The organism is Paenarthrobacter sp. YAF11_1, from assembly GCF_052113445.1.
Classification (GTDB): Bacteria; Actinomycetota; Actinomycetes; order Actinomycetales; family Micrococcaceae; genus Arthrobacter.
The window spans coordinates 382,769-408,018 of sequence record NZ_JBFRDF010000004.1 but is presented as its reverse complement, the minus strand read 5'-3'; the positions used below and the strand labels follow the sequence as shown (position 1 = coordinate 408,018).

Annotated in this window: 27 protein-coding genes; 13 read left to right on the top strand and 14 right to left on the bottom strand. The window is 62.7% G+C overall.

Features of this window, described 5'->3' with window-relative positions; genetic code table 11:
* The first annotated feature begins 25 nt into the window (after positions 1-25).
* Positions 26-445 (top strand): rhodanese-like domain-containing protein, encoded by a 420-nt coding sequence (locus AB4Y77_RS09515; RefSeq protein WP_442013732.1) that lies wholly within the window; start codon positions 26-28, stop codon positions 443-445.
* Here the strand turns inward: AB4Y77_RS09515 and AB4Y77_RS09510 are convergent.
* The 4 genes from AB4Y77_RS09510 to AB4Y77_RS09495 all read right to left on the bottom strand — a co-directional run bounded on the left by AB4Y77_RS09510 (position 442) and on the right by AB4Y77_RS09495 (position 5,003).
* On the bottom strand, positions 442-1,950 hold the full coding sequence (locus tag AB4Y77_RS09510) for an MFS transporter (protein WP_442013731.1): 1,509 nt from the start codon (positions 1,948-1,950) through the stop codon (positions 442-444). The genes AB4Y77_RS09515 and AB4Y77_RS09510 overlap by 4 nt on opposite strands.
* Before the next feature lie 88 nt (positions 1,951-2,038).
* Entirely contained in the window at positions 2,039-3,199 is a 1,161-nt protein-coding gene (locus tag AB4Y77_RS09505; protein WP_442013730.1) for an LLM class flavin-dependent oxidoreductase, read from the bottom strand.
* Between the two features lie 23 nt (positions 3,200-3,222).
* Complete coding sequence (locus tag AB4Y77_RS09500; protein WP_311213624.1) at positions 3,223-3,882, bottom strand: methionine ABC transporter permease; 660 nt, start codon at positions 3,880-3,882, stop codon at positions 3,223-3,225.
* Between the two features lie 2 nt (positions 3,883-3,884).
* Complete coding sequence (locus AB4Y77_RS09495; RefSeq protein ID WP_442013729.1) at positions 3,885-5,003, bottom strand: methionine ABC transporter ATP-binding protein; 1,119 nt, start codon at positions 5,001-5,003, stop codon at positions 3,885-3,887.
* A 222-nt stretch (positions 5,004-5,225) separates the two neighbouring features.
* Here AB4Y77_RS09495 and AB4Y77_RS09490 point away from each other — a divergent pair, with 222 nt between their 5' ends.
* Genes AB4Y77_RS09490 through AB4Y77_RS09480 form a run of 3 tightly spaced genes read left to right on the top strand, consistent with a single transcriptional unit; the run spans position 5,226 to position 8,056 of the window.
* Positions 5,226-6,110, top strand: a complete 885-nt coding sequence (locus AB4Y77_RS09490; protein WP_442013728.1) for a MetQ/NlpA family ABC transporter substrate-binding protein — start codon at positions 5,226-5,228, stop codon at positions 6,108-6,110.
* A gap of 57 nt (positions 6,111-6,167) precedes the next feature.
* Positions 6,168-7,517, top strand: a complete 1,350-nt coding sequence (locus AB4Y77_RS09485) for an LLM class flavin-dependent oxidoreductase (protein WP_442013727.1) — start codon at positions 6,168-6,170, stop codon at positions 7,515-7,517.
* A complete protein-coding gene (locus AB4Y77_RS09480; protein ID WP_442013726.1) occupies positions 7,514-8,056 on the top strand; it encodes a GNAT family N-acetyltransferase in 543 nt (180 codons plus the stop codon). The genes AB4Y77_RS09485 and AB4Y77_RS09480 overlap by 4 nt, the downstream gene beginning before the upstream one ends.
* Here AB4Y77_RS09480 and AB4Y77_RS09475 read toward each other — a convergent pair.
* A complete protein-coding gene (locus tag AB4Y77_RS09475; RefSeq protein ID WP_311213619.1) occupies positions 8,026-8,919 on the bottom strand; it encodes a helix-turn-helix transcriptional regulator in 894 nt (297 codons plus the stop codon). The two genes, AB4Y77_RS09480 and AB4Y77_RS09475, sit on opposite strands and share 31 nt — an antisense overlap.
* A 124-nt stretch (positions 8,920-9,043) precedes the next feature.
* On the opposite strand from AB4Y77_RS09475, the gene AB4Y77_RS09470 reads away from it, so the two are divergent.
* From AB4Y77_RS09470 to AB4Y77_RS09455, 4 genes are all read left to right on the top strand, one after another.
* Positions 9,044-9,877: an oxidoreductase gene (locus AB4Y77_RS09470; protein WP_442013725.1), complete on the top strand. Its 834-nt coding sequence runs from the start codon at positions 9,044-9,046 to the stop codon at positions 9,875-9,877.
* A gap of 177 nt (positions 9,878-10,054) precedes the next feature.
* Positions 10,055-10,225: a hypothetical protein gene (locus AB4Y77_RS09465; RefSeq protein WP_198318270.1), complete on the top strand. Its 171-nt coding sequence runs from the start codon at positions 10,055-10,057 to the stop codon at positions 10,223-10,225.
* A gap of 243 nt (positions 10,226-10,468) precedes the next feature.
* The gene (locus AB4Y77_RS09460) at positions 10,469-11,608 is read left to right on the top strand and encodes a glycosyltransferase family 2 protein (protein ID WP_311213617.1); all 1,140 of its coding nucleotides are present in this window, start codon (positions 10,469-10,471) and stop codon (positions 11,606-11,608) included.
* Between the two features lie 7 nt (positions 11,609-11,615).
* Positions 11,616-11,792, top strand: a complete 177-nt coding sequence (locus tag AB4Y77_RS09455; RefSeq protein ID WP_172325873.1) for a hypothetical protein — start codon at positions 11,616-11,618, stop codon at positions 11,790-11,792.
* A gap of 95 nt (positions 11,793-11,887) precedes the next feature.
* Here the strand turns inward: AB4Y77_RS09455 and AB4Y77_RS09450 are convergent, their stop codons facing one another.
* Entirely contained in the window at positions 11,888-13,213 is a 1,326-nt protein-coding gene (locus AB4Y77_RS09450; protein ID WP_442013724.1) for a hypothetical protein, read from the bottom strand.
* A gap of 296 nt (positions 13,214-13,509) precedes the next feature.
* On the opposite strand from AB4Y77_RS09450, the gene AB4Y77_RS09445 reads away from it, so the two are divergent.
* Positions 13,510-13,989: an NUDIX domain-containing protein gene (locus AB4Y77_RS09445; RefSeq protein WP_311213615.1), complete on the top strand. Its 480-nt coding sequence runs from the start codon at positions 13,510-13,512 to the stop codon at positions 13,987-13,989.
* Here AB4Y77_RS09445 and AB4Y77_RS09440 read toward each other — a convergent pair.
* Complete coding sequence (locus AB4Y77_RS09440; protein WP_311213652.1) at positions 13,984-14,763, bottom strand: SDR family NAD(P)-dependent oxidoreductase; 780 nt, start codon at positions 14,761-14,763, stop codon at positions 13,984-13,986. The genes AB4Y77_RS09445 and AB4Y77_RS09440 overlap by 6 nt on opposite strands.
* 80 nt (positions 14,764-14,843) lie before the next feature.
* Here AB4Y77_RS09440 and AB4Y77_RS09435 point away from each other — a divergent pair, with 80 nt between their 5' ends.
* Positions 14,844-15,443 carry a TetR family transcriptional regulator gene (locus tag AB4Y77_RS09435; protein ID WP_311213614.1) on the top strand — a complete coding sequence of 200 codons (600 nt, stop codon included), beginning with the start codon at positions 14,844-14,846 and terminating at the stop codon, positions 15,441-15,443.
* Here AB4Y77_RS09435 and AB4Y77_RS09430 read toward each other — a convergent pair.
* The 3 genes from AB4Y77_RS09430 to AB4Y77_RS09420 are packed head-to-tail and all read right to left on the bottom strand — an operon-like array spanning position 15,440 to position 16,901.
* Positions 15,440-16,219, bottom strand: a complete 780-nt coding sequence (locus AB4Y77_RS09430) for an alpha/beta fold hydrolase (protein WP_442013723.1) — start codon at positions 16,217-16,219, stop codon at positions 15,440-15,442. The two genes, AB4Y77_RS09435 and AB4Y77_RS09430, sit on opposite strands and share 4 nt — an antisense overlap.
* 56 nt (positions 16,220-16,275) lie before the next feature.
* Positions 16,276-16,467: a helix-turn-helix transcriptional regulator gene (locus AB4Y77_RS09425; RefSeq protein WP_311213612.1), complete on the bottom strand. Its 192-nt coding sequence runs from the start codon at positions 16,465-16,467 to the stop codon at positions 16,276-16,278.
* Positions 16,464-16,901, bottom strand: a complete 438-nt coding sequence (locus tag AB4Y77_RS09420; RefSeq protein WP_442013722.1) for a hypothetical protein — start codon at positions 16,899-16,901, stop codon at positions 16,464-16,466. The genes AB4Y77_RS09425 and AB4Y77_RS09420 overlap by 4 nt, the downstream gene beginning before the upstream one ends.
* 64 nt (positions 16,902-16,965) lie before the next feature.
* Between AB4Y77_RS09420 and AB4Y77_RS09415 the strand changes: the two genes are divergently transcribed.
* On the top strand, positions 16,966-17,538 hold the full coding sequence (locus tag AB4Y77_RS09415) for an MOSC domain-containing protein (RefSeq protein ID WP_311213610.1): 573 nt from the start codon (positions 16,966-16,968) through the stop codon (positions 17,536-17,538).
* Positions 17,539-17,629: 91 nt separating this feature from the next.
* On the opposite strand, the gene AB4Y77_RS09410 is transcribed toward AB4Y77_RS09415, so the two are convergent.
* From AB4Y77_RS09410 to AB4Y77_RS09400, 3 genes are read right to left on the bottom strand one after another with little or no spacing between them, the layout of a single operon-like run.
* Positions 17,630-19,090: a CCA tRNA nucleotidyltransferase gene (locus AB4Y77_RS09410; RefSeq protein ID WP_442013721.1), complete on the bottom strand. Its 1,461-nt coding sequence runs from the start codon at positions 19,088-19,090 to the stop codon at positions 17,630-17,632.
* A 48-nt stretch (positions 19,091-19,138) separates the two neighbouring features.
* The gene (locus AB4Y77_RS09405; protein ID WP_311213608.1) at positions 19,139-21,112 is read right to left on the bottom strand and encodes an ABC transporter ATP-binding protein; all 1,974 of its coding nucleotides are present in this window, start codon (positions 21,110-21,112) and stop codon (positions 19,139-19,141) included.
* Entirely contained in the window at positions 21,109-22,842 is a 1,734-nt protein-coding gene (locus AB4Y77_RS09400; protein WP_311213607.1) for an ABC transporter ATP-binding protein, read from the bottom strand. Before AB4Y77_RS09400 ends, AB4Y77_RS09405 begins: the two co-directional genes overlap by 4 nt.
* 161 nt (positions 22,843-23,003) lie before the next feature.
* Between AB4Y77_RS09400 and AB4Y77_RS09395 the strand changes: the two genes are divergently transcribed.
* The gene (locus AB4Y77_RS09395; RefSeq protein WP_311213606.1) at positions 23,004-24,002 is read left to right on the top strand and encodes an aldo/keto reductase; all 999 of its coding nucleotides are present in this window, start codon (positions 23,004-23,006) and stop codon (positions 24,000-24,002) included.
* 6 nt (positions 24,003-24,008) lie between these two features.
* On the opposite strand, the gene AB4Y77_RS09390 is transcribed toward AB4Y77_RS09395, so the two are convergent.
* Positions 24,009-24,677: an FMN-dependent NADH-azoreductase gene (locus AB4Y77_RS09390; protein WP_311213605.1), complete on the bottom strand. Its 669-nt coding sequence runs from the start codon at positions 24,675-24,677 to the stop codon at positions 24,009-24,011.
* Between the two features lie 122 nt (positions 24,678-24,799).
* On the opposite strand from AB4Y77_RS09390, the gene AB4Y77_RS09385 reads away from it, so the two are divergent.
* Positions 24,800-25,210 (top strand): winged helix-turn-helix transcriptional regulator, encoded by a 411-nt coding sequence (locus AB4Y77_RS09385; RefSeq protein WP_311213604.1) that lies wholly within the window; start codon positions 24,800-24,802, stop codon positions 25,208-25,210.
* The last annotated feature ends 40 nt before the right edge of the window (positions 25,211-25,250 follow it).

Here is a 25,250-nt window from a genome sequence, read left to right as displayed (position 1 = left end):
AACCACCACCAACAGAGGGAGCACCATGACCATCGAGACCACCGTCCAGGATGCAGTAGAGCAGGACACCCAACTGATCACCGCCGAACAAGCGGCCCAACTCATCGAGGAAGGCGCCCTGCTGATCGACGTCCGCAGCGAAGGCGGCCGCGCCAGCACCGGAGCAGTACCCGGTGCAGTGATCGTGAACCGGGAGCACGTGGAGGAAGACTTCAGCACGGAATCCGAACACCGTCTGGCCCAGGTCAGCGGAACGGACCAGAAGATCGTGGTGTTCTGCGGCTCTGTGAACGGTTCACGTCCCGTCGCGCAGAAACTCAAAGTCCTGGGCTACGCCAACGCCGTCCACGTGGACGGCGGATTCCCGGCCCTCCGCGACGCCGGCATCCCCACCACCGGGCCCACCGCGACGCCGGCTCCCACCGCTGAGGCGTCCACTGTTTAGGCGTCCACCGGTTCGGTGGCCTCCGGGCGCCGGGCTCCTGCCGCCGTCGTACTTTCCTTTTCGGATCGCACGACGGCGGCAGTTGCGTTTCGCCGGCACCGCACGTCGCGCAGCCAGTCGAGTACGCCCGCGAGGATGGCGACGCCCAGCAAAATGCAGCACATGACGATGCCCTGGTGGAAGGCGTCCTTTGAGGCTTTCCCTGTGGCCGATCCGTGCGCCTGCAGGAACATTCCGGCTGCCGCGGCTGAGCAGAGTGCCGCCGCAAAGCGCTGGCTGAGTTGGTAGAAGCCTGCTGCCACGCCGGCGGAGCCCACGGGGGCGTGCGCGAGGGTGAGTGTCTGGTTCGGCGCGACTACCAGGCCGGTGGCTACGCCTTGGAGAAGACCGACGGCGGCCACCGCAAGTGCCGCCGACCCGCCGTCGAGTCCTTGCACAAAAATGTCCTTGGCAACCAGGCAGGCAAGGCTGCCGAGCAGCGCGAAAACGATCCCGGCGCGACCGAACCGCGCCACGAAGCGCCAACTGGAACTGGAGGCCAACAGCATCCCGGCTGCTTGCGGCGCGAGGATGGACGCGGCCGCCAACGGAGCCATTCCGGTCCCGGCCAGGAAATAGAACGCCGTCACAGCAGCCATTCCGGCGCCCACGCCAAACTGGCAAAGCGCCACCACGGTACCCAAGGCGTAGCCCTTGGATTGTGCGAGTGCGGCACTGAGCAAGGGAGTACGGCCACGCCGGTGGTAGAGAACTTCCCAGCCCGCGAAGGCCAGCAGCATGCCTGCGCCTATCGCCAGGGAGGTGACGGCGATAATGCCGGCTCCGTAAATGGTGGGAATGAGTGAGGCAACCACCACCGCGCCCAACAACAGGGCGCCCAGGACGTCAATCGACGGTCTCCCGTTTCCTGGGTGCTTGCCGGAGGCCGGGCGTGGGAGGAGCCGGAAGGCAAGGGGGACCAGGATCAGCACCAGGGGAACGTTGGCGAGGAACAGAATCCGCCAGCCGATGGATGGGTCGCCGAGGGAAAGGACGAGTCCGCCGATCAGCGGCCCGCACACTGCCGCTGATCCACCGGCGGCGGCGTAGGCGCCGAGGGCTTTGGCGCGGTCGTGTCCGGAATAGATGTCCTGCAGGAGTCCCAGGACCTGCGGATTCAGGGTTCCCGCGCCCAGTCCCTGGAGGAGCCTGGCGATGATGACCAGCGACGGCTCCGTGGCCAGACCGGCCACCAGGCTGGAGGCCCCGAAAACGGCAATGCCTGCGATAAAGAGGGTTCTCCTGCCCACAATGTCCCCTAGCCTTCCCGCCGGAACCAAGGCAACGCCAAAAGCCAGGGAGTAGCTCGCCAGGATCCACTGCACCGAACCTGAATCGGCGTGAAGCGAGGCGGACATCGCGGGAACCGCCAGCACGAACATTGATTGGTCCAGCAGCGTGATGAATCCTGCACCCAGGCAAAGCCAAAGGGCGGATCGTTCAGCGTGATTTCCATGGCTTCTCATAGCGTTCCTTCCTGACCTGCTTTGCCGCCCTGGATGCTCAAAACAACCAAAAGGGTTTGATATGTGTGAGTGTGACGCTGAAAGTGGGTCAGGAAGGCACACCCAGGACGCGTGCCCGGGCTGCGGCATGGCCAGCCCGCAGCTCCCCGGCACTTCTCCCCTGCTCCCGATGCGTCACTTCCTGCTTCAGCTGCGGAATGACATGCTGCCCGAACTCGAGGGCATCCGGGACGAAGTCGTAGCCGCGAAGGCCGAAGATCTCGAAGCCGAGCTGATGGTAGTCAAGGATCGCCTGGGTGACGGTGTCGTAGGAGCCCACCAACGCCGTCGCGCTTCCTCCACCGCCACCCGCCGCCTTCGCGAGCGCAGTCCACAGGGCACGATCGTGGAGGTCCCCGCGTTCCGCTGCTGCGAGGAGCCGCTGGGTGCCGGTAGCTTCCGGTTTCTGGTTGTAGTGGCGGACAGGATCAATCACCTCACCGGCAGACCGCCGCGTCTCGAATGTTCCAAGGATGGAGTGCGCCTTCTCCCACGCGAGCTCATCAGTCGCGGCAACAATGGGCCGGAACGCGATCTGCCAACGCAGGGGTTCCGTGCGCCCGATGGCTGCAGCCCGTGAAAGGATCTGCTCCTGCTGCGAAGCGGCATCGGCAAGGGGTTCGCCGAACAGTGCGTAGATGTCAGCCTCTGCAGCGCCCACCTCCCATGCCGCCTCGGAGGAGCCGCCGAAGGAGATGCCCGGACGCTTGCCGGCAAAGGGCCCCACACCTGAAGCGAAATCCGAGAAACGGTAGTGCTCGCCGGACCAGTCGAATGACCCGCCGGACCATGCCCGCCGCACGATCTGCATGTACTCCTGGGTCCGTCCATACCGGGCATCCTTGGCCAGGAAGTCACCCTCACGGGCTTGGTCGGCTTGGCTCCCACCCGTGATGAAGTGCACGGTCAGCCTGCCTTGGGCAATGTGGTCCAACGTCAGGAAGGAGCGGGCGGCGAACGTCGGGTGGGAGACATTGGGCCGGTGTGCCAACCTCAGCTGGATCCGTTCGGTGTTCGCGGCCACCCACGCCGCATGGACGGAAGGATCCTGCGTGGTGGAGTTGTAGGCGAATAGGACGTGGTCCCAGTTGTTGTCCTCATGGATCCGCGCAATCCTGGCAGCATAGGCGGGATCGAAGAAGGGGGTCGTGGCAGGGGACGTCTCGGTTGAGTCGTTGCCGGCACCCATGCCGAGGAACTCGATAGGCATTGAAATTTCTCCCTGAAAAAGAGCTAGCGGCGAAGGATGCGCTGGGCAAGGAAGTTGCCCAGCAACTGCGCGGCCTGCACCATGACGATGATGATCAGGACGGTCACCAAGGTGACTTCCCAGTTGAACTGTTGGTAGCCGTACATGATGGCGAAGTTGCCCAAGCCACCGCCGCCGATATACCCGGCCATCGCAGACATATCCACGATGGCGATGATCATGAAGGTGTAGCCCAGGATCAACGGCGCGAGTGACTCGGGAATCACCACGGACCACAAGATGTGCAGCCGGCTGTCGCCCATGGCCCTGGCGGCTTCCACCACGCCGGGATCTGAGGCCACGAGGTTCTGCTCCACCACGCGCCCAATCACGACGCCGGCCATCAGCGCCATGGGCAGGATCGCCGCCGTCGTTCCGATGGTGGTGCCCATGACGATCAGCGTCAGCGGAGCGATGGCGGTGATGAAGATGATGAACGGGATGGGCCGGATGATGTTGACCAGGAAGTTCAGGACCGAGAACACGGCCTTGTTGGCGAACAGGTTTCCCGGCCTGGTGGCGTAGAGCGTGACACCCAGCGCCAGGCCGGCAGCGCCGCTGAGGAGGACGGTGATGACCACCATGTAGATGGTCTGTTGGAAGGATTCGCCCAGGACGGGCAGGAGGGTTGTCCAGTCGGTCATGGCTATTCTCCGGCGTTCGCGGGGACGGGAAGCTGCGGTACGGCACGTTCGGCGGAGGCCGTCTGCCGCTCGACGGCGGTGACGTCGCCCAAGTCGGCGAGCGCGGCGTCGATCGCGGCCTCGCTTCCGGTGAGTTCGTAGGTGAGTGTGCCGAGGATCTTGTGCTGGATCTCGGTGACGCCGCCGAACACCACGCTGGAGCTGACGCCATGGCGTTCAAAGGTGGCCGCGACCAGCGGTGTGGGCGCCACCTCGGAAATGCCGATGGACACGAGCCTGCCCGGATGCGCTGCGGCCAGCCGGCTCACGGTGTCCGGTTCTGGGGTTCCGTGGACGGCTGTGGACACGAAGCGCTGGGTGGAGCTGCTTTGGGGGTCGGCGAACACGGAGTAGGTTGGTCCGGCTTCCACTACCCTGCCGGATTCCATCATCACCACGGTGTCGCAGATTTCCCGGACTACGTGCATTTCGTGGGTGATGACCACCACCGTGGTGCCGAGTTCCTTGTTGATCCGGCGAAGCAGGCGGAGGACATCGCGGGTGGTTTCCGGGTCCAGGGCGCTGGTGGCTTCGTCGGCCAGGAGGATGTCCGGGGCGTTCGCCAGGGCACGGGCAATGCCCACGCGTTGCTGCTGCCCACCGGAGAGACGCCGCGGGTAGGAGCTTGCTTTGTCAGCAATGCCGACGAACTCGAGCAGCTCATCTACGCGGGGTTTGACCTTTTCCTTGGGCCAGCCGGCCACTTTCAACGGATAGGCGACGTTCCCGTAGACAGTGCGGGATTTCAAAAGATTGAACTGCTGGAAGATCATGCCGATCCCGGCGCGGACTTTCCGCAGCTGGCCTTCGGGGAGCGAGGAAATGTCCTGTCCTTTGACCAGGACCTGGCCTTCGGTGGGACGTTCCAAACCGTTGAGAAGGCGGACAAGCGTGGATTTCCCGGCACCGGAATATCCCACGATCCCTACAACGGTGCCCTCTTCAATGTCCAGGGTGACATCGTCGACGGCTCGTACCGGCTCCGTGGGTCTGGTCCCGGTGCGTTTGCTCCCCTGGACGCGGTTGCCGCCTTGGACCGGGAACAGTTTGCTGACTCCGCGCAGGGAAACGATCGCGCTCACCGGGGGCCTCCTTCTGGGTTGTTTGGATCCCCATTCCAGCAGCGCCACAGCCCCCGCAGGGAACCCGGTGACCCCCTGTGACCTGCGGTTTCTTTCCTTGACGGTGCGCGTCGGAGTGTTGCGAAAGCGTTCGTTTCCCACCCTGGCAACTGCCTAGCGTGAGGCAGGGGGAACACCCCGTACCTTCCATTCGCATCATTACCCTTTGTACGGAGAAGCATCATGAAGAACCGCCTGTTAGTTGCCGCCGTCGGCTTGATCGCCGCCCTATCGCTCTCGGCATGCGGAGGTGCTTCAAGCGGTTCCGCGACGTCTGCGAACACCAAGGTGGTTATCGGCTTCGACGACGGTGCCGAGGAGCACTGGACCTTGCTGAAGAACAAGTTGAAGGACCAGGGCATCGACCTGGAGGTCAAGAACTTCACCGATGGCGCGCAGATCAACACGGCAACCCAGCAGGGGCAGGTGGATATCAACCTGTTCCAGCACCTGAAGTACTTGTCCCAGTTCAACGTCAACAGCAACGGCACGCTGGTTCCCGTGGGTGCGACGGCTGTGTACCCGCTGGCGTTGTACTCGGAGAAGTTCAAGTCCGTCGAGGAACTGCCCGCCGACGCTGAGGTTGCCATTCCGAACAACCCCACCAACCAGGCACGTGCCCTGCTGAACCTGCAGACCGCGGGTCTCCTGCAGCTCAAGGATGGCGGCAGCTCCCTGTCGACTCCTGCTGAGATCACCTCCAGCAAGATCAAGGTGGTCCCGGTGGACAGCAACCAGACGGTCAACGCCCTCAAGGGCACCACTGATGCTGCCGTGGTCAACAACACCCAAGCCCAAAAGGGCGGGCTCGGCGACGAGAAGATCATCTTCAAAGAGGACCTGAACTCGGAGTCCCTGGCGCCGTACATCAACGGCTTCGTCGTGAAGGCGGACCGCAAGGATGATCCCACGTGGAAGAAGATCGTGGATGCCTACCACTCCCCCGAGGTTGAAGCCTCAGTGAGCAAGCTGAACGACGGCAATCTTCAGTTCAAGGCTGACTGGACAGCTGCCAAGTTGCAGGACGTCCTGACCGCTGAAGAAGAGGCCATCAAGAAGACCAAGTAGTTCTTTGCGGGGTGCCCGTCCAGGGCGGGTACCCCGCAGGATTTCAGGAACAAGCCAATGACCCAGACACTCACTCAAGAACGCCGGCAGATCCACTTCTTCGCCTACCTGGTGGGTACCGGCATCCATCTGGCGTCATGGCGCCACCAAACAGCATTTCCCCAGGCCAGCATTGACTTTGCGCACCAGGTGAAGCTCGCGAAAGCCGCCGAAGACGCCAAGTTTGATGCGATCTTCCTGGGCGACTCCCTCGCGATCAACGAGACGTCCAACCCGGGCATCCTCAATCGCTTCGATCCCATGGGGCTCATCACTGCACTCGGCGCTGTGACCGACAGGATCGGTCTGATCGCGACGTCCTCCACGTCGTACGACGAACCCTTCAACTTTGCCCGAGCAGCGCTGACAGCGGACCACATCAGCGGCGGACGCGTCGGTTGGAACATCGTCACCACCCGGGACCTGACCAACAGCACGGCCGGCAACTTCAGCGCCAGCCAGCACTTCGACCACAGCCTCCGCTACCAGCGCGCCCAGGAATTCGTGGAGGTAACCCAGGGGCTATGGAACTCCTGGGACCAGGACGCTTTCCTCCACGACAAGGACGGCGGCCTCTTCTTTGACCGCCACAAGCTCACCCGCCTGAACTACGAGGGCGAGTTTTTCAAGGTTGCCGGTCCTTTGAATATCGGGCCCTCACCACAGCACTCCCCTTTGCTGGCCCAGGCCGGCACGTCGGTTCCGGGGCAGCAGCTGGGAGCACGCTTCGCCAACGCTTTGTTCGCAAGCCACCCGGACATTCCCCAGGCACGCCAGTACCGGGAATCGATCCGGGCCCAAGCACAGGCGTTCGGGCGGAATCCCGACGAGCTGTACGTCTACCAAGCCATCTCGCCAGTGGTGGCGGACAGCCGTGAGGAAGCCCTGGACCGGATCCGGGAGCTGGACAACCTCATCACTCATCAGCAGGTGCTGGACTTCCTGCAGGAGTACTTCGCGGGTCAGCTCGATTTCACCGGGCTCGGAGCTGATGCCACGGTGGCCCAGTCCGGCATCCCCACCGTCGCCCAGCCCAGGACGGACTTCCGCTCCGCCGGGGAACAGATCGCCGGCCGCGAGGATGAGGTGACCCTCAAGGACCTGTACTCCATCCTCACCGGAGACAAAAGGAACCACGACTTCATCGGGACGCCGCAGCATGTTGCCGATTCGTTGGCGCGCTGGCACGCAGAGGGTGCGGCCGATGGCTTCAACCTCATGTTCTCCCTCCTTCCCCAGGACCTGGAACGCTTCGCCTCCGGCGTCATTCCGCTCCTTCAGGAACGCGGCCTCGCCCGCACCGAGTACTCAGGAACAACGCTGAAATCACACCTCGGACTCACTCCGGAGTGGAAAGGACAACCATGACCACCACCCAGACAGCTGCTGTTGGCACTTACGTCATCCGCGAGGCCCGGCGGGAAGAGTACGACGCCGTGGGGCGGCTGACGTACGAAGGTTTCGGGCATCATCTTCCCGGCGCGCATCAGCCCGACGAAGAGCGGCTCGGCCTGTTGCTGGACGCAACGGCGCGGGCCAACGAAGGAATCCTGCTGGTAGCCGAGGATGTGGAGACTGGACGTTTGGTGGGCACCGCGAGTCTCTTGCCTTTTGGCTCCCGCTTGAGCCGGCAGGCTGAAGAAGGCGAAGTGGAACTCAGGTTGCTCGCTGTTCATCCGGAAGCCCGCCGCGCGGGTCTGGGTCAAAGGCTGCTCGATGAATCAGCCCGCATTGCCGGCATCCGTGGCGCCAAGCGCGTGGTGCTCGATACTGCCGTCGACAATGAAACCTCCCAGCGCCTCTATCGCCGCCTGGGCTACGTGCGGCGGCCGGAACGCGAGAACGAAAGGCCTGCGCCGAAGGTGCAGTTGGTGGTTTACACGCTGGACTTGCCGTCGGCGGTCTGAGGCGCTGACGTTGGAGAACCTTCGCTGGCCGACCAGCTGGCGAGTAATTTCAGGGACTCCTCAGCCGCCGAACCGGGCTCCGTACTGTAAACGATCAGCGACAACCCGGGGTCAGCTGGCAGTTCCATCGCTTCGAACTGCAACTCGATGTCTCCCACCACCGGGTGGTGGATGCGTTTGAGGCCGGTGCGGTGGTATTTGACATTGTGCGCTGCCCAACGGGTTCGGAAATCTTCGCTGCGCATGGACAGTTCGCCCACCAGGTCCGTCAGAGCGCGGTCATAGGGATTCCGGCCGGCTTCCGTGCGCAACACCGCCACAAGATCGTTGGCAGATTTCTCCCAGTCCAGGAAGAAATCCCGGGCGCGTGGACTCAGGAACACAAAGCGGGCCACATTCACCGGACGGACGGGGTCGAGAAAAAGCTCGGAGTACAGCGCGTAGCCCAGTTTGTTGGCAGCGAGGATGTCACGGCGGCCGTTCCGGACGTAGGCGGGCACATCGGTCATGGCGTCCAGGATTCGCTGCACCGTGGGCCGGACCTGCTGTTCAGCGGGCCTCCGGCGCTGCTTCGACGCCGGTCCGGCAGCCCGGGCAAGGTCGAAAAGGTGGGCGTGTTCGGCGTCGTCCAATTGCAGTGCACGTGAGAGAGCTTCCAGAACGCTCTCAGAGACGCCGCCCAAGTTCCCCCGTTCCAGCCGGATGTAGTAATCAACGCTCATCCCGCTCAGCAGGGCCACCTCCTCGCGGCGCAACCCGGGCACCCGCCTGTTGCCGCCGTAGGCCGGCAGCCCGGCTTGGTCGGGGCTGATCCGGGCCCTGCGCGTGGCAAGGAATTCGCGGATCTCGCTGCGGTTGTCCATGCTTCCAAGCGTAGGTTGCCGACCGCAGAACAGGGAGGCACTGGGAGTACCCGGAAGAAGCCGCACTCCCACAGCCCCAAGGAGTAGCGTTCCAATGGAATGGTCCCCAAGGAAAAGGAACATCATGACTACCTGGCTCATCACAGGCTGCTCCACCGGACTCGGCCGCGCACTGGCACACGCTGTTCTGGCACGGGGCCATAACGCCGTCGTCACCGCCCGCGACACGTCCACGATTCAGGACCTCACCACAGAATTCCCGACGACGGCCCTCGCCGTCGCGCTCGACGTCACCGAACAGTCCCAAGTGGACGCTGCCGTCAAGCTGGCGGAGGAGCGTTTCGGTGCCCTTGACGTCCTGGTCAACAATGCTGGGTACGGCTACCGCGCCGCTATTGAAGAGGGCGACGACGGCGACGTCCGGGCGCTGTTCGACACCAACGTTTTTGCTCCGGTCGCCATGATCAAGGCCGTCCTCCCGGGGATGCGAATGCGCCGCTCCGGTGCAATCGTGAATATCTCCTCGATCGGTGCCCGCATCTGCCCTCCCGGCTCCGGCTACTACTCCGCGTCCAAGGCGGCCCTGGAGGGGATCTCCGGCTCGCTGCATAAAGAGCTGAAGCCCTTGGGCATCTCAGTGACCGTAGTGGAACCGGGTGGATTCCGGACGGACTTTGCCGGGCGGTCGCTGACCCAGTCGGCCGAAGCAATCGCCGACTACGCAGACACCGCGGGCAAGCGACGCAAGGAACACGACACCGTCCACGGCACGCAACAGGGAGATCCGGACAAGGCAGCGGCGGCGATCATCACGGCCGTTGAAGCCGACGAAACGCCTGCGTTCCTGCTGCTCGGCGAAGACGCTGCAAAGGCCTTCGACGCCGTAGAGGAAGCCCAGCGGGCCGAGGTGGACCGTTGGCGGGAGCTGAGCGTCAGCACCGGTTACACAGAGTCATGAGCAACGTGTAATCGGTCACACTTGGCCGGATTCGCTTGTCAACCATGGCCGGCACCATGAACCATGAATGAGGGAATTCATTCCCATACAAGCTGAATCAGCAATCCTCACCGACGAGGATGCGGCCCCGGGCGAAGAGGCTTGGGGCTGTTAACGGCCTGAGTGAAAGTACTGACAATGACGACACATACTGACTCCATCACGCTGAAAATCTGGGACAAGTCGGCCATCGACCACACCATCGATGCCGCCGTCCAGTCCCTCTCACACAGGGCAGCTGCAGAAAACTGCGGAATCGCAGTCACCCTGAGCGGACCCAAAACCTTCACCGTGAGCCTGAGCCGCTAAGCAGCTCACACCAAACGCAAGAGGACGACGCCGGTACTTCCCGGCGTCGTCCTCTTGCGTTTAAGCGCTCATCCGGGAAGCGTCCAAAAACGTACAAGTGGTCCTCGAATCCACATCGTGACGGCATTCCTCAAGTCCTGAGCAAACCTTGATATTTCCTTGACGCTTTCCCTGCGTATTTCTTGCGTTGGCGTTGGAACTCTAAGTGAGTCAACGCTTCAACGCACGAACGGAGGGATCACAATGCTCACGGAAATCACGGAACACACGACCGATGCAGTCTCATTGGCAACGGCCGCCGCACCCCGCGGGTCCCACCGCGCGGCCGGTGGCGTGGTCACCGTCCTGGTGCCGGCACACAATGAATCCGCCGGCATCACCGAGACCCTTACCTCGTTGAACAACCAGTCCCGCCGCCCGGACCGCATCGTTGTGGTGGCGGACAACTGCACCGATGACACCGAGGCTCTCGCGCTTGCCCAGGGCGTCGAGGTCCTGCGCACCGTTGGCAACAAGGACAAGAAGGCCGGAGCCCTGAACTTCGCCCTCAGCAAGTTGCTTCCCGATGCCGACCCCGAGGACTTGATCCTGGTTCAGGATGCGGACTCCCAGCTCGCCCTCGACTTCATTGAAAACGCCACCAAGAACCTGTTGGCCGACGAACTGCTCGGCGCTGTTGGCGGAGTGTTCAGCGGCGGTCCCGGCGGCGGTTTCGTCGGACACCTGCAGCGCAACGAGTACGCCCGCTATGCCCGCGACGTGAAGCGCCTCCACGGCAAGTGCCTGGTGGTCACCGGAACGGCAGCCCTGTTCCGGGTCAAGACACTCCGCGATGTGGTTTCGGCCCGGCTGGAGGGCACACTTCCTCCGGGCAACGACAAGGGCGGCGTCTACGACACCTCGGTCCTGACCGAAGACAACGAACTCTCCTTCGCCCTGCTGACCCTCGGCTACCGGATCGCATCCCCTTCAAACTGCACCCTGGTCACCGAGGTCATGCCCACATGGCGTGAACTCTGGGCACAGCGGCTTCGCTGGAAGCGTGGCGCTGTTGAGAACTGCGTGCAGTACGGATGGACCAAAATCACCAGGCCCTACTGGGGACGCCAATTCCTGTCCATGATCGGCGTCATGGTGACCCTGGCCTACTTCGGCTCCATCATCTTCGCTGTCGTCACCGGAGCGGGCCTGAACCTCCACCCCTTCTGGATAACTGTTACCGCAATCTTCGTCCTGGAGCGCGTCGTAACCCTGCGCTTCCGGGGCTGGAGGTACATGTTGCTGGCCGCAACCATGTACGAAACCGTCATAGATATGTTCCTCCAGGCCGTTCACGCCAAGGCGTACCTGGATGCAGCACTCAACAGAAAGAAAGTTTGGTAATCGACTCATGTACAACAACCCAGCAGCCCCCCTCGCCGGAGCTACCGCAGCCGGAATGGGCTCAGGAGCACTCGCAATGACCGGAGCAGGAGATCTCTTCTGGTTCGCACTGGCCGCTTTCGCCATGCTGGCGCTCGGCCTCGCCGTCAAGAGGATCGTCCCCGTCAGGGCGCAGAAGAACTAACCAGGCCTGGCAGTCCCGCAGTTGTGTCGCTTACCCCCCAGCGCGACACAACTGCGGGTTTGTCATTTAACCCTCAGTTCTTAGGCGATGAGGGCTCAGGTGACCGGAGCCGAAACAGCCGAGAACTTGGCCACCGTGGTGTAGCCGGTTTTGGTCCCTGTAACCCTGACCCTCATAGTGTCCGCCTGATCAGCGCTCACCAGGGTGTAGGTCTTGGCCGTGGCTCCGGTGATCGCAACACCGGAGCGGTACCACTGATACGTCAGTGCGGTTCCGGAAGTCCAGGTACCCGGGTTGGCCGTCAGGGTGGAGCCAACACTTAAGGTTCCGCTGACGGTGGGAGTGGGTGCCACCAGGGTTCCAGCGACCACTGTGGCCGTTTGCGCTGATTCCTTGGTGGTTGTTGCGTAACCGGTTTTGGTGCCGGTCACCCTGACGGTCAACTTGGCGCCTTGGTCGGCTGCAGCGAGCACCCTCGTGGCAGCCGTCGCTCCGGAGATCGCGGATCCATTCCTGTACCACTGATACGTCAGGGCAGTCCCGGTGGTCCACGTTCCGGGGTTGGCTGTGAGGGTTGAACCAACAGCCGCCGTACCTGTCACCGTAGGTGTTGGAGCCGTCAACGGAATCCCCGGGACAAAGGAGAAGTCACGGATGGTGACCGTTTCAGGAGCGACATGGGCCGCATCCCCGCCGCCGCCACCGGTGACCCACAGGTTGAAATGGATTTGTTCGTTGGCCGGAAGTGGAACCGTGGATCCCTGCAGGATGGTCCTTTTCAACAGCGTTCCGCCGTAGCCTTCCCCAGCGAAGGTCTCAAAGGTCAGCTTGCCTGGTTCCCAGACCATCCTGTGGGTGAGGATGGGAGCGTTCGTGACATCGAAGGTGACCGTGTTGTTGCCCTGGCCCGGAGGCTTCGTAGCATCGAACCAGTACCCGTGGCCCTGGGTGACCGGCCAGTCTTCACCGTAAGCAGCCCCACCGCCCCAGGCGGATGCTTCGCAGAGGTCGATCTCCGTGTATCCCGGCTCGGCTGCGGGATCGTAGGTAAAGAGGCAGCCCCACACCACTTCCTTCTGCAGCGCGCTGACGTCCTTCTCCACCGTGGTGCTGTACGTTCCGTAGCCGAAACCTTCGCGTGTGGACTGGAATTCTGCGCCCTTCGGAGCGGATCCGGTGGGGTTGGTGATGGAGAGTTTCACATAACCATCGGCGTCAGGATTGCTGACATTGTTGGCGTCCCAGCTTGCGTTGTACATGGGCGCTCCACCCCAAAAACGCTTTTGCCAGTTGAACCCTTTCCACGCAAAACTGCCCACCGGTCCCGGATCCTCAGCCATGGGCGTGGTGTCCGCGGCGTGTGAGGGGCTGATGCCCGTGAACAGTGATAAACCAACCGCCATGACGACGGCCAAACCCATTACTTTTCTTCCCCCGTTTGGAAGGAGCCTCATTGACGATGCCATAGCTGTGTCCTCCTGCTGATGCGCCCAGAAACGCCTCCGGCAATTGCCGAAAGCCGCAGTCACGTTCCACCCCCGAGGAACGTGCAACTCCTCGATTATCAATTAGCCGCGACGCTGCCGGAAGGGAAATTGGCATGCAATAGGACTGTTTCAACATCAATTGGATAACGGTGGCCCGGCCCCGCAGTACTCTGGACAGAGCCGTACCTCATAAGAAAGCCCGTTACTCAGCACGTCCTCCAGGAAGATACATGCCCATCCGCAGCGCCGGAATTCTCCTTCACCGAACCGTGAGCAGCGGCGAATTGCAGCTGTGGATCGCTCATATGGGCGGCCCTTTTTGGGCGCGGAAGGATCTCCACGCGTGGTCCATTCCCAAAGGCGAATTCCCTGAGGATGAGGATCCTTTGGCAGCAGCGAAACGTGAATTCACAGAGGAAATAGGCTCACCCCCGCCGGCTGCCACCTACGAACTGTTGGGCGTTTTCCGGCAGCCCTCAGGAAAGCTCATCACGGCCTTCACAGCACAGGCCCATGACTTCCAGCCGGAGCAGATCATCAGCAACACCTTTCCCATGGAGTGGCCAAAAGGTTCAGGTGTCATCAAGGATTTCCCGGAGATCGACGATGCCCGCTGGTTCGAAGAATCCGAGGCGCGGACCAAGCTCGTCAAAGGGCAACTGCCCATTGTGGACGCGCTGGTCCGGCACCTTGGCGGGAAATCCCTATAGAGCCGACCACCCGCCGTCGGACGCCAGAATGGCGCCATTGACGTTGGTGCCATCGTCACTCAGCAGGAACGTGATGGATGCAGCCAGTTGAGCTGCGGTGGCCGGGGTTGGAACCGTGGCCTGCATCAGGGGGCCGAGCCGTTCGGCTGCGAGTTGCGAGCCCCAATTGGCCACAATGTTGGTCATGGTGGGCCCGGGAGCCACTGCGTTGAAGCGCAGTCCCTTGGGTCCGTACATCACTGCCGAGTTCTTGGTGAGGCCAACCACCGCGTGCTTGGAGGCCGTGTAGGCTGCGCCGGCAGCAGACCCACGCAGGCCTGCCTCCGACGCCACGTTCACTACCGATCCCGTTCCGGCGTCCAGCATGAGCGGCACCACTGCGCGGGTCAGACGCATGAGGGAGGTGACGTTGATGCGGAAGACTCGCTCCCAGAGCTCGTCATCCACCTCATGGATGGGGGCGAAGTTGTCCATGATGCCGGCAACGTTGGCCAAGGCATGTACGCGGCCGCCGGCGGCTGCCAGGACCGCGGCCACGGTCTCCTCCGTGGAGATGTCCCCGGCTACCGGCACCAGATCAAGCCCCGCATTCTCCTCCACCAAAGCATCCAGTCGGTCCTTGCTGATATCGGCCGCAATGACCTTGCCGCCTTCTTTGGCGATGCGCAGGGCCGTGGCTTGGCCGATACCCGAGGCCGCGCCCGTGACGATGATGGTCTTGCCGGCAAAACGGCCGGAGGTGATGGTCTCCTGCCATGAAGCGTCGTTGCCCATGATGTCCTTCCGATGGTTGCTGAGTGGTTCACCCACCTTATGACACTCTGTGTCATTATGTAAGAGTGAATACTGGAGGGATGACTTTGGAAGATGCCAAACCTGCGCGCGCCAGCGGTCGCCCCGCCACCATCGATGCCGATGCCGTGGCAGGACTCGCGTTGGACCTGTTCGCCGAGCACGGGTATGAGAACACCTCCATGGAAGACATCGCCCGCGCCGCCGGCATCGGCCGCAAGAGCCTCTACCGTTACTTCGCCAGCAAGGCGGACCTGGTGTGGGGTGGCACCGAACCCGTGGTCGAAGCGTCAACGCTCGCGTTTGGCTCGTTCCACAAACACGGAAAGTCCGACGGCGATGTGCTGGGCGGGCTGCGTGAGGCAGCGGCCGCTGGAGTCGCCGTCATTCCCGATCTCTCCGTGACCCGCGGACGACTCCGGTTGATCGCCGAGCATGCCGAACTGACCAGCCGCGGCTACGAGTCCCTGGCACCACAGCGCGAAAAGACCCTCACCTTCCTTGTGGAGAACGGCCTTTCCGACTCTGCGGCGCGCTACTTGAGCGCCGCGTACCTCGCCACCACCTTCGAGGCGTGGATGCAATGGGCCGCAGGGTCAGATCCGGATCCGATCCCGTACTTGATGGCTGCGCTCGAAGTATTGAGGGTTCCTGCGCGTTAGCTGCTCTTTCGGGTGATGAATTGCCGGATCCACTCGACGGTCTCAGGGTGGTCCAGGTGCAATCCATGCCCCGCACCGGGTACGCGCACCAGCACCGAGCCACGAATGTGCTCGCGAAGGAGCAACGCGTTGGGCAAAGGAGTCAACACATCTTCGGTGCCGTGAAGGATCAGGGTGGGGGCTTGGATGGCCTTAAGTTCACTCCATGCGTCGTGCTCCCGGCTGGCCCTGAAGTGCCGTACTTTGGCCCACGCCGACGCGCTGGAGTTGAAGAACGTATGTGTCGCTTCGGGATGTGCACGGACCCACGCAACGTCGAAGAAAAGCTCTTCCAGTCGGGACATGTCACCGCTGACCAAGGCTTCCAAGGCAGCTTTATCCGGCTGGGCGCTGGCATTCGGCCACCTGCCGCCGCTCGTAGCTGCGAGGATCAGCGTGCGGACTTTCTGCGGATGATCTATGGCCAACCATTGGCCAATACGCCCGCCCATCGAGTGGCCATACACGTGTGCTAAATCCGCGCCGGCGGCTTTGAGGACCACAGCAGCGTCTTCCGCAAGCAACCTCGTGGTGTACCGCTCAGCGTCGCCCTTCCCACTTTGCCCAATCCCCCGGTGATCGAAGCGGATGACGCGGTAATAGCGGGACAGAAGCTCCGCCGTCGGGCCCCAACCATCCATGGATGTGGCCTGTCCGGCGATCAGCAGCATTGGCTCGCCTTCGCCTTCCGACGCCCAGGCGAGTTCAGTGCCGTCGGCAGCCTCAGCAAAGTTCACCGTGCCACAGTATCCGCGCGGGTGCCCAGAGCGCTGCGACGCAGGACACAGCCACGTCAATCAACGGTGAAAATGTCCTCGATGGCGCAGTCGAAGGTTCTTGCGATCAGGAAGGCCAAGGGCAGCGATGGGTCAAACTTTTCCCGCTCGATGGAAATGACCGTCTGCCTGGACACACCCAGGGCAGCAGCGAGGTCGGCTTGTGTCCATCGTCGCCCGGCCCGGCGCTCGGCGATGTTGTTCTTCACTTCAGCGCACGGTGCCGAATGGCCAGGTATCGCAGGCCGGCATCCAAGGCACTAAGCCCCACAAGCCCCAGCAGGACCGGGAGTGCTTCGATCTGAAACCGGCCAACCGCCAGCACCACGGCAGCAACGAAGGTGGCAACCAGCACGTCGAGGAACGCTCCGGCACCAGCTTGGCGCATCCACTGGAGCTCTACGCTCTGCTCACCATGCTGATCACGGGTGACGGTGTGGCGTGAAACGAAGACCCTGATGCCGAGCGACATCGCGGGGTAGGCAGCACAGAGGGCGCCAATGCCGGCCGCGAGCCAGAAATCGCCCGGGTTTGATGCTCCCACCAACAGTGCGACCGCGATGGTCAGGATAGCGCCGAGGATGACAGCAAGGACGTAATGATGGACTGGCGCGCGCCTCGATGTAAAGGAAACTTTACTCATGGTTGAAGTAAAGCACCCTTTACATTCAGAGGCAATGCTTGCGTTCGAGGTCTAGCGTTGAGGAATGACCACCGAGTACAGGTACGACGTCGAGCTGCTGCACCTTTTGGTGTCGCCGGCCCACGCCTACTTTGGCCGCGCCCGGGAGGGCGCCGCCGATGTCCCCACCACTGACGCGGACCAAGTGGAACTGGTCACTGGCAAAGGAATTGTTGGCGACAGGTTCTTTGGCAAGGCCGCACACATGGACGCTGCCGTGACACTCTTTGCCGAAGAGGCATTGGAAGCGATCGCCGCTGAACTCGGGGCCGGGCCCTTCGATCCGCTCCTGACCCGGCGGAACGTGGTGATCAGGGGTGCGGAGTTGGCTCCATTGCTTGGACACGAGTTCACGCTTGAGTCCGGCGGGAATGTGGTGCGGTTGAAGGCCGGACGCCCGGCCCACCCCTGCGCATGGATGGATGAAATGCTGGCTCCGGGTGCCCACAAAGCCATGCGCGGGCGAGGGGGCGTCCGATGCCAGGTGATTGCGGGCGGCCTGCTGCATCGGGGACCGGCAGTACTGGTCAGTCCGGTGCCGCTCGACCCCGCCAAGGCCGGGGATGCCAACGTGCTGCGGCCGTCCAGATTGCCGTGATGCCCGTAGCTTCCTGACCCTCTTTGCTGCGGCGAGGACCCAGATGCAACCAATCCGGGGTGACTTTAGCTTCAAGAGCATTCAAACAAGGTCAGGAAGCCACACCCTTTGCTTTCTTCCCCTCCGCCGCGGCCTGGAACTCGGCCAAGCGCCGCCCTGCCTCGGCCACGACAGTGTCCCTGTTGGCGAACAACCAGGCCGCCGCACCTTCTTCGTCGCTGAACAAGCCATCGTCCTGAACGTCGCGGCTCTGCTCTATAACGAACTGCCACAACCGCCCACGCGGAATATCCGCCGCAGCCAAACTGGCGCCCCTGAGCAAAGTAGTGCCCACAACAGGCTCCTTGGCCAGCCGCTCAGCCTTCGCGAGCCAGGTAGGAAGATGATTGACACCCTGATGTGCGCCCGGCCCGCGCCCCTCTTTGTCGGCTTCCACGAGCCGGGCCCAGTCCTCCATGGATGGTCCGCTGTTCGCTTGATCCAGTCGCCTCATCAGCCTGCGGACCGCCGAGTCACTGATGGTTCCCTGCGGGCCTTCCGGTGTGTGGCACATGTGTTCCCGGATGAGCGGCAGGATCTTGTCTTCGTATCGCCCCGGCGCTCCGATCCGGCGCAGGAAGCTCCGCGCAGGTTCAACCCCCGTGACGTTGTGACCGTTGGAAGTGATCCTGCCGGTCACATCGATGGTGGTAGACACTGCCTTGCCGAAATCGTGGGTGATGGCGGCCAGCACCAAGGTTGCGGTTTCGCCGGCACCCAAGTGGTCGCGCCGGGCGATCCGGGCTGCTTGGTCGCCGGCCAAGCCCAGATGGATGTTCACATCGCCTTCCGGATGCCATTCGAGGTCTTGCGGAACGCCCCTTGTCGCAGCCAATTCCGGGAAGTGCTCTTCCCAACCGGACACGAACAGGGTGTCCAAAGCCGTGGAGATGAAGGTCCCTTTCGAGGCGAGTTTGTAGAACTCGCCCCAAATCCGCGCCTTGGGCAGATCCACGAAAGCAGGTGCCAGGCTGCGGCACAGTTCCGCCGTTTCAGGAACCAGCTCGAATCCGAACCGGCCACTGAACTGCATGGCCCGCAGCACCCTCAGCGGGTCGTCACCAAACGCAGCGCTCGTGTGCCGAAGGATTCCCGCCGCCAGGTCAGCCTGTCCCCCGAACGGGTCCACAATGGTCCCGCTCAGGTCGTCCCATCCCATCGCGTTGATGGTGAAGTCCCGGCGGGCGAAGGCTTCGGTCTCGGACTCCTGACGGGGCAGTGAAACATCGAAGACCTGGCCGCCCACGGTCGCGGAGACAATCCCGAAGTGCTGCCCCACTTCCATGACGTGGCCCGGGAGCGCCGCAGTTACTTGGGCCGTGGTCAATCCATGAACCTCAATGTCGATGTCCTTCGAATCCACTGCGGCACCGCTGGCACGGGAGAGCAACGCGTCCCGGACTGAGCCCCCAACAATGAGCGGACGGCCGCCGGCAGCTCGCAGGCAATCGAGGACCTGCCGGGCTTCCGGGGTGAGCTGAAGGAGATCGGGAATGGTTGTGATGGGTCTCAAGTCCTAACAACTCACAGTGGCGGACACGAGAGTGTGCCCACAACAAATCTAGGGCTCAAAGGCAGCCGGAGCCGCGAACTGCGCCTCGTACAGCCGCGAGTATGCCCCACCTGAGGCCAGCAGCTCCGAGTGGGTTCCCTGCTCCACGATCTGCCCGGCTTCCATCACGAGGATGAGGTCGGCGTCCCGGATGGTGGAGAGCCGGTGGGCGATCACGAAGCTGGTCCGGTCAGAGCGCAGGGCATTCATGGCCTTCTGCACCAGAACCTCGGTGCGGGTATCCACGGAGCTGGTGGCCTCGTCCAGGATCAGCACCGATGGGCGGGACAGGAAGGCCCGGGCTATGGTGAGCAGCTGTTTTTCGCCGGCCGACACGTTTCCGCCTTCGTCATCCAGCAAGGTGTCGTAGCCTTCGGGCAGGGATCGCACAAAGCGGTCCACATAGGTGGCTTGGGCAGCCTCCATGATCTCGGCCTCGGAAGCCGTTGGCCGGCCGTAAGCAATGTTGTCGCGGATGGTCCCGCCGAACAGCCACGTGTCCTGGAGGACCATGCCCATCCGCGAGCGCAACTCGTGCCGCGGGATCGAGGCGACGTCCACGCCGTCGAGCGTTATCCGTCCTGAGTCCAGCTCGTAGAAGCGCATCATCAGGTTCACCAGGGTGGTCTTGCCCGCGCCCGTAGGTCCAACAATCGCGATGCTTTGCCCAGGTTCGGCAACGAGGCTGAGGTCAGTGATCAGCGGCTTGTCCGGCGAGTAGCGGAAAGACACGTTCTCGAACACGAGCCGCCCTCGCGCCGGACCGGATCGCGGCACGGGGCTGGGTTCGGCCGACTCTTCCTCCTCATCCAGCAGATCGAAAACGCGCTCCGCAGAGGCAACACCGGATTGCAGCATGTTTGCCATGGATCCGAGCTGTGCCAGGGGCATGGTGAACTGCCGGGAATACTGGATGAAGGCTTGGACGTCGCCCAATTGCATGGAACCGGACGCGACCTGCAGGCCACCCACCACAGCAATGCCTACATAGACCAGGTTGCCGATGAACGTCATGGCCGGCATGATCAGCCCGCTCACGAACTGCGCACCGAAGCTCGCCTGGTACAGCTCGCCGTTCTTGGCCCGGAACTTCTCCTGCACCTCATTCTGCCGACCGAAGACCTTCACCAGAGCATGCCCCGTGTACGTTTCCTCGATCTGTCCGTTGAGTTCGCCGGTGTTTTTCCACTGCGCCACAAACAGTTTTTGGGACCGTTTGGCGATCAGCAGCGTGGTCCCCAGAGTCAGCGGGATGGTCACCAGCGCTATCAGCGCCAGCAGCGGCGAGAGCAGGAACATCATGATCAGCACACCCAGCACCGTCAGCAGGGAGGAGACCACCTGGCTGATGGATTGCTGCAGGCTTTGGGAGATGTTGTCCACGTCATTGGTCACCCGGCTCAATAGCTCACCGCGCTGGATGGAATCGAAATACCGGAGGGGCAGCCTGTGGATTTTCGCTTCGATCCGCTCGCGGAGGCGGTAGACGGTCCGCTGTACGACGCCGTTGAGCACGTAAGCCTGCATCCACCCGAACGCTGAGGCCAGGACATAGAGCGCCAGCGCCCACAGCAGCACCGAGGCCAGCGCACCGAAGTCGATTCCGACGCCGGGTGTGAGGGTCATGGCGCCCAGCATGTCCGCCTTGCTGTCGTCACCTGAGGCGCGCAACCCTGCGATGACATCGGCTTTGGAAACCCCTGCGGGCAGCTGTTGGGAGACGACGCCAGCGAAGATCAGGTTGGTGCCTTCGCCGAGGAGCCTGGGCCCGATCACGGACAAAGCCACACTGACCACGGCAAATACCAGCACCAGGATCAGCCATAGCCGTTCCGGCCGCAGCGTCCCCAATAAACGCCGGGCAGAGGCACTGAAATTGGATGCCTTCTCGGCAGGAATGTTCATCCCGGCAAACGGGCCACCGCGGCCTGGACCCATCGCTGGCCTTTGGGGACCGCGCGGCCCGGCTGATACAGCGCTCATGCCGCCTCCTCCGCCGCGAGTTGGGAGGACACGATTTCCCTGTACGTTTCGGACGTCTCCAATAGTTCCTCGTGCGTTCCGCGCCCAACGATTCTGCCGTCGTCGAGCACCAGTATCTGGTCCGCGTCGGCGATGCTGGAGACCCGCTGGGCGACGATCAGCAGCGTGGCGGCGTTGGTGTGGCGCTTGAGGGCCTGCCGGAGCCGGGCGTCGGTGGCGGTGTCCAGTGAGGAGAAGGAATCGTCAAAGATGTAGAGCTCTGGCTGTTTCACCAAGGCGCGGGCGATTGCGAGCCGTTGCCGCTGCCCGCCGGACACATTGGTGCCGCCCTGCGAGATGGGAGCATCCAGGCCGCCCTCCATTTCTTCAACAAAGTCCCGGGCCTGGGCGACGGAGAGCGCCTGCCACAGCTCCTCCTCGGTGGCATCGGGCTTGCCGTACTGGAGGTTGCTGCGGACTGTGCCGGAGAACAGGTAAGGCCGCTGCGGCACCAACCCGATGTGGCCCCACAGCAGGTCAGGATGGAGTTCACGGACGTCCACACCGTCCATCAGAACGGACCCGCTGGTGGCGTCGAAGAGGCGTGGCATCAAGTTCACCAGCGTGGTTTTCCCAGCACCCGTGCTGCCGATGATCGCCGTGGTCTCCCCCGCACGGGCGGTGAAAGAAAGCCCGCTCAGCACCGGCTGCTCGGCACCCGGGTAGGCGAATCCGACGTCGCGCATTTCCAGTTCGCCGCGGCGGATGCCACCCGTGACAGGGTTCGACGGCGGCTGGACACTGGAGTCGGTCTCCAGCACCTCGCCGATGCGGTCGGCGGAAACGGACGCACGCGGGATCATCACGGCCATGAACGTGGCCATCATGACGGACATGAGGATCTGCATCAGGTAGCTCAGGAACGCAATCAGCGTGCCCACCTGCATGGAACCGTCCTCGATCCTGAAGGACCCGAACCAGATCACCGCCACGGACGAAACATTCATGACCAACATGACCACCGGAAACATGAGCGCCATCAAACGGCCGGCCCGCAGCGCAACGTCGGTGACGTCGTCGTTCGCTTTGCCGAACCTGGCGGCCTCCATGTCCTCGCGCACGAAGGCCCGCACCACGCGAATGCCGGTGAGCTGCTCGCGGAGGACACGGTTCACGGCGTCGATCCGGACCTGCATTTTGCGGAACAGCGGAACCATCCGGGTCACAATCAACCCAACCGCCACCAGCAGCACCGGCACGCACACCGCGATCAGCCAGGACAATTGGGCGTCCTGCCGCACGGCCATGATCACGCCGCCGATGCTCAACATGGGAGCCGCGACCATGAGCGTGCAGGACATGAGCACCAGTTGCTGCACCTGTTGGACGTCGTTGGTGGACCGCGTGATCAGCGACGGTGCACCAAATCTGGTGACCTCCTGCTCTGAGAACTCGCCCACCCGGCTGAAGATGGCGTCGCGGAGGTCGCGGCCCATCCCCATGGCAGCCTTCGCGCCGAAGTACACCGCAACCACGGCACACGCGATCTGCAGCAGGGTAATCAGCAGCATGAGCCCGCCCATGCGCAGGATGTAGTCCGTATCCCCGGTGGCCACGCCGTTGTCGATGATGTCCGCGTTCAGCGTGGGCAGGTACAGCGAGGCGATGGATTGCGCCAGCTGGAAGACGACGACAGCGATCAACAGCCGCTGATGCGGCCTCAGGAAGCGAACAAGTACCTTCCACAGCATGGGGACTCCGAACCAAAGGGTTGTGAACCGAAGGCCAGTTTACGTCTGGTTGCTGCGGGCAACTAGAGATAAGTGAGGGGTAATGTCAGGGACTCCCTCAGTCCGGTCTGGCCCCATAACGTCGAAGTAGCAATCAGTCCCAACAGCACAGGAGACCCACTATGGAAAAGCGCACACTTGGCACCGGCGGCCTGGAGGTTTCCGCGATTGGCATGGGATGCATGAGCATGACCGGCGGCTACAGCGAACGGCCGGATCGCGACGAAATGATCTCCCTCATCCGCACAGGCGTGGAGCACGGAGTGACCTTCTTCGATACCGCCGAGATCTACGGCCCCTATGCCAACGAAGAACTCGTCGGCGAAGCATTGGCACCGTTCAAGGATCAGGTGGTCATCGCCACCAAGTTCGGTTGGGACATCGACCCCGCTGAGCGGAAGCCCAGCGGCAAGGTCACCAGCCGTCCCGAGGTCATCAAGGAAGTAGTGGAAGGGTCGCTGCGCCGTCTCGGAGTAGATGCCCTGGACCTCTATTACCAGCACCGCGTTGACCCTGACGTTCCCATCGAGGACGTGGCAGGTGCCGTCAAGGAACTGGTGGCCGCCGGAAAGGTCAAGCACTTCGGCATGTCCGAAGCCGCCGCCGGCACCATCCGTCGTGCCCATGCCGTTCTTCCCGTGGCTGCCGTCCAAAGCGAGTACTCGTTGTGGTGGCGCCGCCCCGAGGAGGATGTCCTGGACGTTTGCGAAGAACTGGGCATTGGATTTGTCCCGTTCAGCCCGCTGGGCAAGGGATTCCTGACCGGCACCATCAACACCTCCACCACCTTCGAATCCGGTAACGACATCCGCAGCACCATCCCGCGGTTCACGCCGGAAGCCATGCAAAACAACCAGGCCGTGGTAGACCTGCTGGCCGGAATCGCTGATCGAAAAGGCGCGACGCCGGGCCAGATCGCCTTGGCCTGGCTGCTGGCGCAGAAGCCGTGGATCGTGCCGATTCCCGGCACGCGGAAACTGCACCGCCTGGAAGAAAACCTGGCCGCGGCCGACGTCGAGCTTTCACCTGCTGAACTGGACGAAATCGAAGCAGCCGCGGCGAAGATCACCGTGGAAGGCGGCCGGTACAACGAGGCCGGCGAGCGGATGACCAACCTGTAGCGGGCATCAGTCCCTGAGTAACTCAAGCGCGCCGAGCTTGCCCGCGAACAGGAGCGCGGCGTCGCCGAGTTCATTCTCGGCAGTACGGCGTGTGCCCTCGACGTCCGCATTGAGGACTGTCGGGGCAAAACGAATGTGCGTGGCATCCTGGATGCCAACAAAGTTCAACCAGTCGGCAAAGTAGGTGCTGCCGAAGTCGGAGCCGAAGGCCGGCGAAACTCCGGGAGAGTAAACTCCGCTGCTGTGAATGGCCAGCGCGTGCTTACCCTTCATGAGTCCGCTGTAGCCCTTCTCGGCGTCGAACCCAAAGCTCCAGCCCGGCTGGGTTACGATGTCGATCCATTGCTTCAGGGCATAAGGAACGCCGGAGTTCCACAGGGGAATGTTGAAAACGTAGGCGTCTGCGGCTGCAAACTGGTCGAAGACTGCGCGGGCTGATTCCCAGGCCGCAATCTGATCCGGAGTCTGGTCCTGTCCGGTGAAGACAGCCATCTTGGCAGCCGCAGCTGTGCGACCGAAAGCCGGCAGCGCGCCGTCGTCGAACACGTTCAAAGTTTCCAGTTCGAACGTCGCCGAAGCCGCAGCCTGAACTGAGTCAATGAAGTGCCGGGCCAACCGCAGAGAATCGCTTGTGGCATAGCGGGGTGAGGCGTTGATGTGGAGGATGGAGGGCATTGTTTCCTTTCAGGCGGGGGACGCTGTGACCCCTCATCGATCCTCACCCGGGTAGTTCACACAGCGTAAGAACGCACTTTGTTGTGCCCAGGGCACCTCGACGTTCCTGCAATGATGAGGTCATGACACTCACGGCTGAACAGAACCGTCGGAAAGCGCAGCATCACTACAACGCTTCCTTGGAACTCTGCCCGGCACGCCAATTGTTGGAAGCCATCAGCAGCAAGTGGGTGACGCTTGTACTGCTCGCCTTGGAGGATGGACCGCAGCGCCACAGTGAGCTGCGGCGACTCATCCCGGGGGCCAGCCAGAAGATGCTCACGTCCACGCTTCGCTCCTTGGAACGCGACGGCCTGATTGACCGGGAGGTCACTGCCTCAGTTCCGGTCCGGACAGACTATGAACTCACGCGCCGAGGCCGGTCGCTCCTCCCCATCATCTTCGACATGAAGGAATGGGCGGAGGACAACATGGACGCGGTGGCTGCGGCCCGTCAACACCACGACAGGGCCGGCGCCGCAGCAGGACAGTAGGCTGGAAACGTTCGTGTTGAACCGCATCGAAGGGACTTGA

Bases quoted from the DNA above. Each gene is read 5' to 3' on its own strand.
- AB4Y77_RS09515 (WP_442013732.1), top strand. From the start codon at position 26: ATGACCATCGAGACCACCGTCCAGGATGCAGTAGAGCAGGACACCCAA.
- AB4Y77_RS09510 (WP_442013731.1), bottom strand. From the start codon at position 1,950: ATGAGAAGCCATGGAAATCACGCTGAACGATCCGCCCTTTGGCTTTGC.
- AB4Y77_RS09505 (WP_442013730.1), bottom strand. From the start codon at position 3,199: ATGCCTATCGAGTTCCTCGGCATGGGTGCCGGCAACGACTCAACCGAG.
- AB4Y77_RS09500 (WP_311213624.1), bottom strand. From the start codon at position 3,882: ATGACCGACTGGACAACCCTCCTGCCCGTCCTGGGCGAATCCTTCCAA.
- AB4Y77_RS09490 (WP_442013728.1), top strand. From the start codon at position 5,226: ATGAAGAACCGCCTGTTAGTTGCCGCCGTCGGCTTGATCGCCGCCCTA.
- AB4Y77_RS09485 (WP_442013727.1), top strand. From the start codon at position 6,168: ATGACCCAGACACTCACTCAAGAACGCCGGCAGATCCACTTCTTCGCC.
- AB4Y77_RS09480 (WP_442013726.1), top strand. From the start codon at position 7,514: ATGACCACCACCCAGACAGCTGCTGTTGGCACTTACGTCATCCGCGAG.
- AB4Y77_RS09475 (WP_311213619.1), bottom strand. From the start codon at position 8,919: ATGGACAACCGCAGCGAGATCCGCGAATTCCTTGCCACGCGCAGGGCC.
- AB4Y77_RS09470 (WP_442013725.1), top strand. From the start codon at position 9,044: ATGACTACCTGGCTCATCACAGGCTGCTCCACCGGACTCGGCCGCGCA.
- AB4Y77_RS09465 (WP_198318270.1), top strand. From the start codon at position 10,055: ATGACGACACATACTGACTCCATCACGCTGAAAATCTGGGACAAGTCG.
- AB4Y77_RS09460 (WP_311213617.1), top strand. From the start codon at position 10,469: ATGCTCACGGAAATCACGGAACACACGACCGATGCAGTCTCATTGGCA.
- AB4Y77_RS09455 (WP_172325873.1), top strand. From the start codon at position 11,616: ATGTACAACAACCCAGCAGCCCCCCTCGCCGGAGCTACCGCAGCCGGA.
- AB4Y77_RS09450 (WP_442013724.1), bottom strand. From the start codon at position 13,213: ATGGGTTTGGCCGTCGTCATGGCGGTTGGTTTATCACTGTTCACGGGC.
- AB4Y77_RS09445 (WP_311213615.1), top strand. From the start codon at position 13,510: ATGCCCATCCGCAGCGCCGGAATTCTCCTTCACCGAACCGTGAGCAGC.
- AB4Y77_RS09440 (WP_311213652.1), bottom strand. From the start codon at position 14,763: ATGGGCAACGACGCTTCATGGCAGGAGACCATCACCTCCGGCCGTTTT.
- AB4Y77_RS09435 (WP_311213614.1), top strand. From the start codon at position 14,844: ATGACTTTGGAAGATGCCAAACCTGCGCGCGCCAGCGGTCGCCCCGCC.
- AB4Y77_RS09420 (WP_442013722.1), bottom strand. From the start codon at position 16,901: ATGAGTAAAGTTTCCTTTACATCGAGGCGCGCGCCAGTCCATCATTAC.
- AB4Y77_RS09415 (WP_311213610.1), top strand. From the start codon at position 16,966: ATGACCACCGAGTACAGGTACGACGTCGAGCTGCTGCACCTTTTGGTG.
- AB4Y77_RS09405 (WP_311213608.1), bottom strand. From the start codon at position 21,112: ATGAGCGCTGTATCAGCCGGGCCGCGCGGTCCCCAAAGGCCAGCGATG.
- AB4Y77_RS09400 (WP_311213607.1), bottom strand. From the start codon at position 22,842: ATGCTGTGGAAGGTACTTGTTCGCTTCCTGAGGCCGCATCAGCGGCTG.
- AB4Y77_RS09395 (WP_311213606.1), top strand. From the start codon at position 23,004: ATGGAAAAGCGCACACTTGGCACCGGCGGCCTGGAGGTTTCCGCGATT.
- AB4Y77_RS09390 (WP_311213605.1), bottom strand. From the start codon at position 24,677: ATGCCCTCCATCCTCCACATCAACGCCTCACCCCGCTATGCCACAAGC.
- AB4Y77_RS09385 (WP_311213604.1), top strand. From the start codon at position 24,800: ATGACACTCACGGCTGAACAGAACCGTCGGAAAGCGCAGCATCACTAC.